We start from the raw sequence: 13,002 nt of genomic DNA, 5'->3' as shown, positions 1-13,002 counted from the left end.
ATTGCTGTGCTTTTAGGTCTGAACTTTGCTGGATTGGGCAATTAAATCCAACAGAGCTTCTGCTGCCGGGCTGCGATAACGCTCCTTATGCCGCAAGCCATAAAAGAAGCGTGTGCCCAACGCTTGGGGCACGGCATGCAACGTGCCCGCCTGCACGGCGGGTGCAATGACGAGCGCAGAAAGAGCACCAATACCAGCCCCTGCCTCAATGGCAGTGCGCACACTCTCGTTAGAAGGCAACACAAGCGTTACATCCAGTTCTGCCGGGTCTATGCCGTGTTGGCGCAAAGCGTGTTCCAGTGTGGTGCGGGTGCCAGAACCCGGTTCACGCATGACCCATTTGGCAGATCTAAGCCACGTGGCATCTATAGTGTCAGGCACATGCGCATCGGCTTGCACAATACTCAGGCTATCTGTTGCAACGGGCCATTGCGCCAAGGCGGGATCATCCACCAGCCCTTCTACAATACCTAAATCAACTTCACCGTTTTTAACGCGATGTGCTGCTTCTTCTGTGTTGCTGATGGCAATATCCATAACAATTTGCGGATATTGCCGGTGGAATTTTACCAAAAGCGCAGGCAGCCAATAGGCAGCAATAGTCTGGCTGGCAACAACGCGTAATGTGCCTTGCTTTAGCCCGCTAAAGGCTTCCAGCATGTTCTCGGCCGTTTCTGCCTGCGCCAGAACTGCACGTGCTTCTGGTAAAAACAGACGGCCTGCTTCTGTGAGGCAAATACCACGCCCAACACGGTGAAACAGCTTGACCCCATGCTGTTCTTCCAGCGTGGCAATGGCGGCAGATACGGCGGATTGCGTAACATGCAGGGCCTTGCTGGCCGCAGTAACGTGCTCGCGCTCTGCAACTGCAATAAAAAAACGAAGCTGTTCTACGGCGTGTCGTCAGTTAAGCCCTGAGAGTGGCACGTGAGGGTTGTACTTTGTGTCTGCGTGTGCTGACTGTTTTCCCATTTTTTGGGGAGACAGACAGATGCGGCGCTATAGTTTACGCGATGACCAGTGGGAGCGGATAAAGGATCTTCTTCCTGGTCGAGAAGGCTATGTCGGCGGCACTGCGGTGAACAACCGTCTGTTCGTGGAGGCGGTGCTGTATCGCTATCGCGCGGGTATTCCATGGCGCGACCTTCCTGCCCGTTTCGGTGACTGGAAAAACGTGCACCGGCGTCTGCGCCGCTGGTGTGAAAGCGGCGTCATCGAACGGATATTTCGTTATCTGGCCGCTGATTACGACAACGAATACATGATGATCGACAGCACAATTGTCCGAGCGCATCAGCATAGTGCCGGAGCTCTCAAAAAAGGGGCACGGATCAGGCCATCGGACGATCACGAGGCGGGCTAACTACAAAGATCCATGCCATCTGCGACGCTCTGGGCAATCCAGTGGAACTCGGCATCACACCGGGACAGGATGCCGATATCACCCAGGCAGAACCACTTCTGGAAAACATCGAACCGGATGCTTTCCTTGCTGACAAGGCGTATGACGCGGACAGGTTGATCGATCGGCTGATACAGCGCGGGATTACCCCGGTCATCCCGCCAAAACGCAACAGAACGACACGACGGAAAACCGATTTTTCTCTCTATCGCGAACGGAACCTTGTTGAGAGGTTCTTCAATAAACTCAAGCAGTTTCGCGCTATCGCAACCCGCTACGATAAACTGAAATCGACCTTCCTCGCAGCCGTGCAGTTCGCCTCAATCATCATCCTGCTTAACTGACGACACGCCGTAGTGTCATGCCTGATTTCATACTTCAATCAATCATAATTTTCGATTGGAATGAATAGAATAATGAGTTGGAGTGATGAAATGGCTTTCCCTTATTTTTTGCGCAGAAAGGGAAATTGCCATGTTCACCACATCTCAGGCGCAGCCATTATTCAAACAGCGTATGTTGGACGTTATCAGCCATAATCTCCCTGGTGTTTTATTGTGCTTGGGTATTACGGGCATTGCTTACCTTTGCCAGCAGGTTGAAGGATTTTTATTTGGGAAAATCTGGCTGGAAATGCTCAATCTGGCGCTTATTGCCGGTGTTGTGGTGCGGGCTATGCATAAGCCAGATCATCTGTGGCAGCCGGGTATCAGAACATGCTCCAAAACGCTTTTGAACATCGGGATTGTGCTGCTTGGGGCTTCTTTTAGCATTGATGCCGCATTTGCTGCCGGGCCATGGCTTTTGGTTGGCGTTATGGGGCTGGTGGCATTTAGCCTGATATTTACCAGCTGCATTGGCCGCCTGGTGGGGTTACCTTTACCCCAAACTCTACTGGTAGCTTGCGGAAACTCCATCTGCGGCAATTCGGCCATTATGGCGGCAGCCCCCACCATTCATGCCAAAGATGAAGATATTGGCGCAACTATTGCCTTTACGGCAGCAGGTGGCCTGATACTGGTTGTGGGGTTGCCACTTGTAGCGCCCTTTCTGCCCCTAGATAGCCGCACCGGTGGCGCCCTTGCCGGGCTAACGGTTTATGCCGTGCCCCAGGTTGCAGCTGCGGCCTCGGCTTTTGGCGGTAATGCGGGCCATATTGGTATGCTGGTGAAGCTGATGCGTGTGTTGATGTTGGGGCCAGTGTGTATTGTCCTGTCCATACTTCATGCACGTTTCAACCGTGAAAAAGTGCAGCATACGCATCGTGCTCCGCAGATGGTGCCGTGGTATATTGTTGGCTTTATTGTCATGATGATTGCGCGTTCCGTGAACGTTATTCCGCATGAACTCATTGCGCCTTTAAGCTTTACAGCCAATTTTTTAACCATTCTGGCCATGGCTGCGTTGGGCTTGTGCATAGACATACGTTCGGTTTTTCGGGCGGGCCGTCCACTGCTTCTGACGGAAGGGTTTTCTCTGCTCGGGCTGATTTGTGCCAGTATGTTACTGCTTAAAGTCATGTTCTAGAACAGCCATCAGCATCGGGAGCCCATATTGCATAATCTAGACTTTAGTTCATGGCACAGCTTCCTGTTCACCATGATTGGGCTCTCGCTCATTACCTTGATTGGTGTGGGCATCAGGCTGTTGATGATGGTGCTGATCCAGCAGCGGCGAGAGCGTATGAACCGCCAGATCAATGAACGTTTGCGCACATTGATTGCAGCTTACCGCACATTGGGTGGCTCTTTTACCGGAGATCTGGCGGTAGACCCACGGCATAAGCGAGATTTCCGTGTTATGGCGGATACGGATGCCACAACAACTACTTCCATATTGGAAGATGCCAATGCATCAGACCGGGCACGCCGTATTCGTGATGCTGTAGAGGCAGCTTTATCCGACATCATTCTTCTGGGTAAGGAAGAACATGTGCGTTTAGCAGAACATGCTGCGCGTGAACTGGTAGCAGGCCAGCGGGTGCATACGCATGATCTGGTTGTATCCTTGCGTAATTTTGTAAGGCAGGCGCTGGATCTTGCCCCTATTCCATCTGATCTGAGTATTCCCACACAAGGCCCAACCCGCGTGCAGGCTTCTGGTGGCAAAGGGAAAGATGGTGGGGCAGAAAAAGCCGGTGGCGGCGGGGGTGGTAATGGTGGAGGTGGCGGTATGCAGGGCGGTGGCGATATGGCCATAACCGGCAGCCACACCGCAGATAATCAGGACTCAATCACCTCTTCAGGGCATTAAAGACTGCCAAGTCGGATGATGTAATGCCTAAATTATAAAGGATGCAGAAGGAAACTTCTGCATCCTTATTGTAAGTTAGTTTCCGATTTTGATTAAACGGGATGCACGGCTGAGTGCGATAATCGGGAAGAGTTGGCGGTAAAGATCATAACGCAGCATAAAGGCGCGTGAGAGCTCGGCCCCCTGCATCAGACGCTTTGAAATGGCAGGGTCATCCAGCTTGATGGTCTGGCCTACACCGTAACCGGGGAAGCCCGTACCGGTGAACTCCTCTTCATTCCAGCTTCCGTCTTCTTCCTGCAAATCAATCAGGTAGCGGCAGCCTTTGGCTATGGCCTTATAATCCTGCGGACGGTTGGCTGCTATCAGCCCCATAAGAGCCCAAGCCGTTTGGGATGGCGTGGTGGTGCCGTGGCCGATGGAAGATACTTCCATATAGGATGCACAGCTTTCACCCCAACCGCCATTTTCCTGCTGACAGTTAATGAGCCAATCACATGCCTTGGAGATGTAAGGCTGTGTCATATCCTCACCCAATGCCGCCAGAGCAGGCAGAACAGCCCCGGTGCCATACAGGTAATTTACACCCCAGCGGCCAAACCAGGGCCCTGTTGGGTCTTGCTCCTTACGAATGTAAGCCAGCCCACGCTGGATACAGGGCAGATCACGCGGCAAGCCCAACAGGCCAAAAGCTTCCAGAACGTGCGCCGTAACATCTACCGATGGCGGATCCAGCGCTTCCCCAAAATCGCAGAACGGGATTTTGGCAAGAATGCTCTTGTTGTTGTCCTTATCAAAAGCGCCCCAGCCACCGCAGGAACTTTGCATGGCAACCAGCCACCGCACGCCACGGCCAATGGCTTCTTCTACGCCTTTGGCTTGCCATTCAGGCCGGTTGCGGCAGGATGCCAGGGCAATTAGCGCGACGGCGGTATCATCTGTATCGGGGTATCTGTCATTGGCGTATTCAAACGCCCAGCCACCGGGTTCTGTATTGGGGAGTTTAACAGACCAATCCCCCTTCACGCGCACTTGGCGAGAAAGCAGCCAGTCCAGAGCTTTATCCATTTCTGGGGTAAAGCGTTCTTCGGCATTGGCATCATGCAGCGCCATGAGAGACAGCATGGTATCCCATACCGGGCTGTTTGTGGCCTGAATCCAGCTGGCATCCCCCTTATCATGCCGCCAACCCGGATCATTCAGTGCATCCAGCGCCTTTGCCATAACGGGATGGTGGAATTGATAGCCCTCACCATGCAGGGCCATCAGCCCGTACACCCATGGCGGCTGAATACCCCCCCAGCCACCATCTGCATCCTGATGCCAGATAATCCATTCTAGCACGTATTTAATGGCCGCTTCCCGCGAAGGAGCGCGTTTAAGAAAAGAAGACTGCAGCCAATGCAGGCCTTTATCTGCCAGACGGAAGAAGTCCGCAATAACATCCCTGCCCTCTTTGGTGGGCAGTTCGTAATCAAAATTTGCTCGCCCTTCAGGGAAAAGAGCATCCAGCCGATCTTGCGGGCGCAGCGGGCGTGATGGACGACGCGCAGACAAAATTGCCAGCGGCATCATGGTGGCGCGGGCCCACTGCGCAAAGTTGTAAATGGAAAAAACAAAATTATCGGGGAACCAGATAATTTCAGGCGGAAGGTTCGGTGTTTTCTCCCACGGCCATTCCCCAATCAGGGCCAACCAGTAGCGGGTGAAAACACGCACATTCTTCAGGCCGCCTTTGCTGATAATCCAGGCAGCAGCTTTGCTAACGGCCGGGTCATCTTCTGCATAACCCAAAGATCTGAGAGCTGCATAAGATTCCACAGTCGCGTTGATATCACCACAGCCAGCACCATAATATGTGCCCCAAGAGCCATCGGGCCGCTGCATTTCAAGCAAAGCCTTGCCCAGACGTGGGCGCAGAGGGTGATCTTCCAGCCCCAGGAACCACAAGGCCAAGCACCATTCAGCTTCCATGGAGGCATTGGACCCAACAGAACCCACCCAATGGCCATCGGGCTTTTGCTGCTTCATCAACCATTCACAGGCGGAAGACAGCGTGTGTGTCAGGCTGTTCCCCATTGCTTTCAGGGCTGACAGATCTGCCGGAACCTGTGGAGCAGGTTTTTGACGCACAATATCCGAGGTTCCAGACTGAATAAGGGTGTTAACGTTTGTTCCCTGTGTGTCTGAACCGGAACGCAAAATCTTCTTTAATGAAAAACGGCTTGCCATATTCATTGTGTCATACCTGCGCGAAATATCATGAAAGACTCATTGGTTCCTGTTTTAAAGATCACGGTGTTTCTGCTTGGGGCGTAATAAGCCGCAGGCAATCTGTAAACACTGAATCCCATCCAGACTGATCCATAGCGATAAAGCCGAAGCTTCTGAGAAGGAAAGCCCCTTCGGCTGCAAAAATTGCAGTACGTGCCTGCCGCGCATCTTCTGCGGTAACGTTACAATCCCCAAACCATCCTGCGTACCATTCCCGTATCCGGTTAAGGTATTTGGGGGATTGCAGCAGGGTAATCAGCATACCCACCATTCTGGCTTGCGTGGCGGCATCTATCTGGCGGCATGCCAGAACATAGGCACGCGCCCGCTCTGCCAAAGATGCCTTGGGCCCCGCATGTTTTTCTATTTCCAGATCAAAAGCCGCTATCCAGCGATCAATCATGGCGGTAATCAGGTCATCCTTGTTGCCAAAGCAGTATTGCAGGCCACCTTTGGTAATTCCTGCGGCTTTGGCTACGGCATCAAGCGTTAAAGCGGTGGCGCCGCCTTTCTGAACAAGCAGTTCCGCGCTGTCCAGAACGCTCTCCCGATCAATGGTTCTGCGGCGGCCCATGCACCGTCCTCTATTATTTCAATCCATCCGGATGGAATTAAAATGAGAGCGATGATTGTGCAACCATATTATTGGAATACACGGATGCATTTTTAGAATGGCAGAAAACATCCCGATGCAAGTAAGAAAATTCACATAATGTCATGATAATAAAAAATAAATTCCGATTTTTACGACCTTAGTGCATCTTCAATAAGGGCATTGAGTGTCATCTTCTCACCTTCTCGCATCAGCAAGGCTTCCAGAAGCCCGTCTATGGCCAATACAGCCAAGCCATGCACTTTGGCCCACAAGGCTGCGCGCGCACCAGCACGTGTATGGGCAGAATGCTGACCTTTCAGTTCTCCCACCAATTGTGTGAGCATGGCAGATGTTTTGGCTGCGGCGGCATCCAGATGCGGGTTTTTCCTATCAATTACATCGCTGCGGAACATAAGTGTAAACAGGCCGGGGTGCTGCATGGCAAATTGCACATAGGCTACACCCACAGCGTATGGCCCTTTATCAAGCAGCGGCGTAAGCGTTGCGGCCAGTTCCTCATACCCTATGGTTGCCAGTGCGCTAAGCAGGCCAGTTAGATTACCAAAGTGCGGAATTGCTGCGGTTTGTGAAACACCCGTATGGCGTGTAATGGCCCGCAACCCCAGCGCAGCAATGCCCTGCTCCTCCAGAATAGTGCGCGCGGAACGCAACAGAGCGGCACGCAAGTCTCCATGATGATAGGCTTTTTTAGGCTGAACAGGCTGGCCCATTACATATTTTCCAGAATATTCACGATGACCATCAGAACACTTGACATTCTATCCCCATGTTCCATTCTTAACATTGTTAAGTTTCAATTTGTCGGGCGGTCAAACACAAGACCAATAGCCTGAGGAAGGATCCCTCTTGCGTTTTCTCCCCTCTGTTTATCATGTTTCTCGTCTGGTTGCTGGTCTTTGCCTTATGGGGGTGAGTTCTGGCGCCATTGCAGCAACAGTATCCCCTTCTGGCACGGCTGGTACGCTTACATCGACGCAATCTTTACCAGAGGCTTTTACGCTGCCAGATGCTGGGCGTTCCCTGCGCATTACGTACCTTTCCACCAATGGCATTACAGGCAAAGGGCTTGTGCCGGTTACGGCAGAGGTGATTTTGCCCGCGGGTAAGCCACCTGCTGGTGGGTGGCCCATTGTTGCCTGGGCACATGGCACGGTAGGCGTTGCAGACCGTTGCGCGCCCTCTAACAACCCGTGGAGCGCACGTAACAAGCGTTATCTTTCTGAATGGATGAAGCGTGGCTTTGCCGTAGTTGGCACAGACTATCAGGGCTTAGGCACTCCCGGCACGCACCCATACCTGAATACGCGTGTGGAAGCCTATAGCCTGCTGGACGGCGTGAAGGCAGCTTTGGCCTCGGTGCCGGATTTGCAGAACAAGATCATGATTGTCGGGCAGTCTCAAGGTGGTGGGGCCGCTTTTGCTTCGGCTGCTTTTGCTCCAACCTATGCGCCAGAACTGAATATTCGGGGCACGGTGGCCACGGGTGCGCCTTATATTACCCCGGAACTGCTCAAGCAGATGGCAACAGCGCCAGACAATGCGCCATATAACCCCGTTATTGTTTATGCGCTTTATCTGGCGCAGGGCCTTTCTGGCTATGATACAGGCTTTAAGCCGGAAAGCGTTTTTACGGCCAAAGCCATGCCAGCCTACCGTGCTGCAGCTAATTTGTGTGTGTATGAGCTGACAGATAAGGTGAAGGAAGATGGCCTGAATTTCAGCAACTCCCTTAAGCCCGATTTTGCAAAAAATCTGGCTCCGGCTTTACAGGCAATGCAATACCCCACCATGCATCTGGCTCAACCCCTGTTTATTGGCACCGGAGAGCTTGATAAGGATGTGCCTCCGCCGCTTCAGTACGGATTGGTAAAGGCAGCCTGCGCTGCTGGCACAGTTGTGCAGGCGCATGTTTATAAAGGCCTGAACCATGATCAGACGGTAAATGCCTCATTACCAGATTCAGCTTCTTTCACGCAGGCTGTCATGAACGGGCAAGCTGTTACGCCTCAGTGCACCCCCATGCCAGAATAAAATCACCTACACATATTCGGGTTTGATTGCGGGAGGGAAAGCGGCGGCTTTACGTTTTTCCTCCCTTGTGCGGGGCATATAACGCCTTCAATATTCATGCATGACAGAAACCCCTGCTGCGTATGTTCATCGCATCCATCATTTTTTGCAGTCTCCGGCAGGAGGAGCAACTGCCCTGCTTCTGGCCTCGATCACGGGGTTTGTGCTGGCAAACTCGGCTTGGTGTGGTGGTTACGAAGCCCTGATTACAACACCCATGCGGCTTTCTATTTTAGGACCGCACACGCCAGATACGCTTGAGGCATGGGTATCTGATGGGTTGATGACGCTTTTTTTCCTGCTGATTATTCTGGAAATCAAGAAAGAGATGGTTTCTGGCCATCTTTCATCCATGCGTCAGATTGCCTTGCCGTTGATTGGCGCATTGAGCGGTATGGCTGTGCCCGCGCTTACCTATTTTTGGGTAACGTATCAGCATGCAGATGCGGTTCATGGATGGGCCATTCCTGTAGCCACCGATGCGGCATTTACACTGCCCGTTATTATGGCGCTGGGTGCGCGTGTTTCTGCCGGGGCGCGGGCATGGCTTATGGCGCTTGCCATTTTTGATGATGTGTTGGGCATTGTTGTTATTGCCCTGTTTTACGGTTCTGCACTTTACTGGCCTGCACTGGCTGGTGTGCTGTGTGTAACCGTAGCCATGATTGCTGCAAACCGGTTGGGATGCAGATCTTTGTGGGGGTATTTTGCCGGATGCCTGCTGCTGTGGGGTATGCTTTTATCTTCTGGCCTGCATCCAACACTTGCCGGGGTGATTACTGGTCTTTGCCTGCCGGCTCAACCGCGTACAACCGATGCAGAACAGATTACACCGCTTGAAAAAGTATCATCCGCATTAACACCATTCGTGACATGGCTGGTCCTGCCCCTGTTTGGCTTTATGAATGTTGGGGTTTCTCTTGCTGGTGTGCATATGGAGGCACTTCTTGCTCCTGTTCCCTTGGGTATTATGCTGGGGCTGATTATAGGAAAGCCCGTGGGTGTGTTTGGCGCAACCATATTGTCACTCCAACTGCGCATAGCGCCTGCCCCAGCAGCAACATCCATAAAAATGCTTTTCGGGCTTTCTCTGCTGTGCGGCATTGGCTTTACCATCAGTCTGTTTATTGCTGGTTTGGCTTTTAAGGATGCAGATACAATAGTATCAGCAAAACTGGGGATATTTGCAGGATCTGTTATTGCAGCATTGGCTGGCTGGAGTTGGCTGCGCTGTTTGCCTGTTAAACAACCAAGCCAGCATTCTGCAAACCTTGCGGCTGTAAGCGGCAAATAGCTTGGCATGTTCGTTTGCTTTGTGTCTGCCGCGTTTGTTAAGGGCAGACACAAAGCAGAACGATACGTTTTTAACCTATACGAATAAGCTTGCGGTTAATGAATTCCTCAATCCCGAGGAAAGAAAGCTCCCGCCCAAAGCCAGAATTTTTAATGCCACCAAATGGTAGTTCGGGCGCGGCAGCGGTGGCTGTGTTAATAAACATCATGCCGGTTTCAACCTGCTCGGCCACCTTTTCTGCCCGTCCGATATCGCGTGAAAATACGGAACCACCAAGGCCGTAGGGTGAGTCATTCGCCAGATCAACAGCTTCCTGCTCAGATGCCACCTTATGAACAACCGCAACCGGGCCAAAGATTTCCTGATAAAAAACAGGGTTATCTTTTTTCACATTGGTCAGAATTGTGGGTTCCATAAAAAACCCTTTACGGTTTATCCGCTTGCCACCAGCAACCAGTGTTGCGCCGGCTTTTACGGCTTCATCAATCTGTTCCAGCACCAGATCCAAAGCGCGTTGGCTGCTCATGGGGCCATGTGTTGTGCCTTCTGCCAGTGGGTCCCCAATATGGAATTGGGTGATGGTCTTTTTTAGCCCATCCAAAAACGCATCATAAATTTTTTCATGCACAATCATGCGTTTGGCAGCAGTGCATACTTGCCCGTTATTGGCAAAGCGGCCCCATGTAGCCCATTTGACGGCAAGTTCCAGATCGGCATCATCCAGCACAATAAAGGCATCACTGCCGCCAAGTTCCATTGTGTCCTTCTTGAGTGCCGCACCTGCTTCTGCCGCTACGGTTTGCCCTGCCCGCTCACTACCGGTAAGTGCCACACCACGAATACGCACATCCTTGATCAACTCGGCAGATTGATCATTGCTTAGGAAAATATTGGTATAAACGCCTGCTGGCGCTCCGGCATCATGAAACAGTTTTTCAAACGCCAGGGCACATTGCGGCACGTTGGGGGCATGCTTGGCTATTACCACATTGCCCGCCATCAGGTTGGGCCCGGCTACCCGTGCCAATTGGTAATAGGGAAAGTTCCAAGGTTCGATGCAATAAATAACACCGAGTGGCTGATTGATTATTTTTGCGCTGCCATCTTTCACCTTAAGTGGTGTGGGAGCCAGAAACTCCTCTGCCCCATTGGCGTAAAAGGAAAGAATATCTGCCGTAATATCAATTTCTTCCAATGCATCTGGCAGCGCTTTGCCCATTTCCGTGGCAATCAGGCGCGCATGGGCTTGCCGATCCTTACGCAGCAGATCAGCCGCCTTTGACATGATGACTTTACGCTCGGCAATACTGCGCTTTTTCCAATCTGTGCGCCAGATATGGTCTGCCTTGTCTATAATCTGGCGCATCTGTTCTGGGGTATGCAGTTCAAACGTGCGTTCAACAGCTTCAGTTGTGGGGTTAATTGTCTGATATGTAATCATTTTTTGGTATCCTGATTATAGAAAGGGTAATCGGTGTATCCGTGCGCGCCGCCGCCATACATGGTTGTGGGGTCTATGGCGTTAAGGGGCCATCCGTGCTGCAAACGCGCAGGCAAATCCGGGTTGGCGATGAATTTGCGGCCAAACCCGATCATGTCTGCCCAGCCGTTTTGCAAAACGTGGTCTGCTTTGGCTTTATCGTAACGACCCGCGCACAAAATGCGGCCCGGAAAGATATCTCTTACGGCCGCACGGAATGAATCCGGCATATCTGGCGCGTTATCCCAGTCCGCTTCTGCCAGAGAGAGATACGCAATGCCTGCATCCGCCAAAACACGTACCGCTTGGGTATAGGTTTCTGCCGGATTGCTTTCCAACAAGCCGAGATAAACGCGTTCCTCCGCGGTTGTGCTGAACAGTGGAGAAAACCTGACGCCCAGCCTTTCAGGAGAAACCACGGCAGAAACGGCCTCAACCACTTCACGCAGAAATCTCAGACGGTTGGAGAGTGAACCACCATAGGCATCTGTGCGAAAATTGGCGCGTTCAGAAATAAACTGGTTGATGAGATACCCATTGGCAGCGTGAATTTCCACGCCATCAAATCCGGCTTGCAGTGCGTTTCTGGCGGCCTGCGCATAAAGTTCTACCAGTTCATGAATTTCGGGAATGGTTAAAGCGCGCGGAGTATCCGGCGGCACCAGTTTTCCGGTGCCCGGGCCAGTTGGGATAAAAACATTCACACCCGTTGCGGCCACAGCAGAGGGGGCAATAGGCGGTTGGTGATTGGGCTGCAAAAGATGATGAGAAACACGGCCTACATGCCAAAGCTGTGCAAAAATGGGGCGCTTTTTGGCATGTACTGCATCTGTTACCAGTTTCCAGCCTGCAATCTGTTCAGGAGAGTAAATGCCGGGTGTCCAGGCATAGCCCTGCCCGCGTGGTTCAATTTGCGTGCCCTCGGTAATCAGAAAACCAGCCTGTGTGCGCTGGGCATAGTATTCGGCCATAAGCGCATTGGGGATATCGCCCGGTTGGGTGCTGCGGCAGCGCGTGAGAGGCGGCAGAAAGATCCGGTTTTTCAGGGGCAGATCACCCAGTCTTATGGGATCAAAAAGAGAAATTGAAGTCATGATCAGCCTTGTTCAGAAGCAGAAATAGTCTCTGGTCTGCTCGTAAACATTGGCCTATTAGGTTTAAGGCGCAAGAACGCACATAAACCGCCTATAGTGTCAGGAATGATACCATGCCCCGTATTCGCCACACCACGCTAACATGCAGCCCCGGCTGCACCGTAGAAGCCACGCTGGAGTTGTTTGGGGGCAAATGGAAGGCGCTTATTCTGTATCATCTGTTTGAAGATGGCGTGCTGCGCTTTAGCGAATTCCGTAGGCGTATGCCAAATGTAACGCAACGTATGCTGACAAACCAGTTGCGAGAACTGGAAGCCGATGGCCTGATTTCCCGCACGGTTTTTCCAGAAGTGCCACCACGCGTGGAATATGAACTGACCGACTTGGGTAAAACACTCAAGCCGGTCATCCATGCATTAAAGGAATGGGGTGATAAATATGCCCACAGCGTGAGGCAGAAAAAAGAATCAAGTGGTGGGTAAAAGCCCCCTCACCTACGTTCATAAACGCACATGAGGG

The 13,002-nt window shown here is 52.1% G+C and carries 11 protein-coding genes and 1 pseudogene; 6 read left to right on the top strand and 6 right to left on the bottom strand.

The window, feature by feature from the left end:
- Positions 1-12: 12 nt before the first annotated feature.
- Positions 13-894 (bottom strand): annotated as a pseudogene (locus ABNV41_RS04820) (LysR substrate-binding domain-containing protein); the annotation flags it as partial.
- 97 nt (positions 895-991) lie between these two features.
- Here ABNV41_RS04820 and ABNV41_RS04815 point away from each other — a divergent pair.
- The 3 genes from ABNV41_RS04815 (at position 992) to ABNV41_RS04805 (ending at position 3,655) form a co-directional block, all read left to right on the top strand.
- Positions 992-1,746, top strand: a protein-coding gene (locus ABNV41_RS04815) for an IS5 family transposase (RefSeq protein ID WP_087651418.1) whose coding sequence is annotated in 2 segments (ribosomal slippage) — positions 992-1,331 and positions 1,331-1,746 — 756 coding nt in all. Because the reading frame shifts where the segments join, the coding sequence is not laid out codon by codon here.
- Between the two features lie 85 nt (positions 1,747-1,831).
- Positions 1,832-2,929: a YeiH family protein gene (locus ABNV41_RS04810; protein ID WP_050819815.1), complete on the top strand. Its 1,098-nt coding sequence runs from the start codon at positions 1,832-1,834 to the stop codon at positions 2,927-2,929.
- Positions 2,930-2,956: 27 nt separating this feature from the next.
- Positions 2,957-3,655, top strand: a complete 699-nt coding sequence (locus ABNV41_RS04805) for a hypothetical protein (protein WP_196332550.1) — start codon at positions 2,957-2,959, stop codon at positions 3,653-3,655.
- A 75-nt stretch (positions 3,656-3,730) separates the two neighbouring features.
- Here ABNV41_RS04805 and shc read toward each other — a convergent pair whose 3' ends face one another.
- From shc to ABNV41_RS04790, 3 genes are all read right to left on the bottom strand, one after another.
- Entirely contained in the window at positions 3,731-5,893 is a 2,163-nt protein-coding gene (gene shc, locus ABNV41_RS04800; RefSeq protein ID WP_050819817.1) for a squalene--hopene cyclase, read from the bottom strand.
- Positions 5,894-5,948: 55 nt separating this feature from the next.
- Positions 5,949-6,503, bottom strand: coding sequence for a TetR/AcrR family transcriptional regulator (locus tag ABNV41_RS04795; RefSeq protein ID WP_003624473.1), 555 nt, complete (start codon positions 6,501-6,503; stop codon positions 5,949-5,951).
- A 170-nt stretch (positions 6,504-6,673) separates the two neighbouring features.
- Positions 6,674-7,255 carry a TetR/AcrR family transcriptional regulator gene (locus ABNV41_RS04790; RefSeq protein WP_050819818.1) on the bottom strand — a complete coding sequence of 194 codons (582 nt, stop codon included), beginning with the start codon at positions 7,253-7,255 and terminating at the stop codon, positions 6,674-6,676.
- A gap of 136 nt (positions 7,256-7,391) precedes the next feature.
- On the opposite strand from ABNV41_RS04790, the gene ABNV41_RS04785 reads away from it, so the two are divergent.
- Both ABNV41_RS04785 and nhaA read left to right on the top strand, forming a co-directional pair.
- On the top strand, positions 7,392-8,576 hold the full coding sequence (locus tag ABNV41_RS04785) for a lipase family protein (RefSeq protein ID WP_050819819.1): 1,185 nt from the start codon (positions 7,392-7,394) through the stop codon (positions 8,574-8,576).
- 100 nt (positions 8,577-8,676) lie between these two features.
- A complete protein-coding gene (gene nhaA / locus ABNV41_RS04780) occupies positions 8,677-9,909 on the top strand; it encodes a Na+/H+ antiporter NhaA (RefSeq protein WP_050819820.1) in 1,233 nt (410 codons plus the stop codon).
- Positions 9,910-9,979: 70 nt separating this feature from the next.
- Here the strand turns inward: nhaA and ABNV41_RS04775 are convergent, their stop codons facing one another.
- Positions 9,980-11,350: an NAD-dependent succinate-semialdehyde dehydrogenase gene (locus ABNV41_RS04775; protein ID WP_050819821.1), complete on the bottom strand. Its 1,371-nt coding sequence runs from the start codon at positions 11,348-11,350 to the stop codon at positions 9,980-9,982.
- Positions 11,347-12,483 carry an alkene reductase gene (locus ABNV41_RS04770; RefSeq protein WP_050819822.1) on the bottom strand — a complete coding sequence of 379 codons (1,137 nt, stop codon included), beginning with the start codon at positions 12,481-12,483 and terminating at the stop codon, positions 11,347-11,349. Before ABNV41_RS04770 ends, ABNV41_RS04775 begins: the two co-directional genes overlap by 4 nt.
- A gap of 113 nt (positions 12,484-12,596) precedes the next feature.
- On the opposite strand from ABNV41_RS04770, the gene ABNV41_RS04765 reads away from it, so the two are divergent.
- Complete coding sequence (locus ABNV41_RS04765) at positions 12,597-12,965, top strand: helix-turn-helix domain-containing protein (RefSeq protein WP_050819823.1); 369 nt, start codon at positions 12,597-12,599, stop codon at positions 12,963-12,965.
- Positions 12,966-13,002 lie beyond the last annotated feature (37 nt).

The organism is Acetobacter sp. A11-2 (assembly GCF_040208445.1).
In the GTDB taxonomy this organism is placed as follows: Bacteria; Pseudomonadota; Alphaproteobacteria; order Acetobacterales; family Acetobacteraceae; genus Acetobacter; species Acetobacter oryzoeni.
Note: the sequence above shows the minus strand (reverse complement) of the source record. Positions and strands in the feature narration are given on the sequence as shown.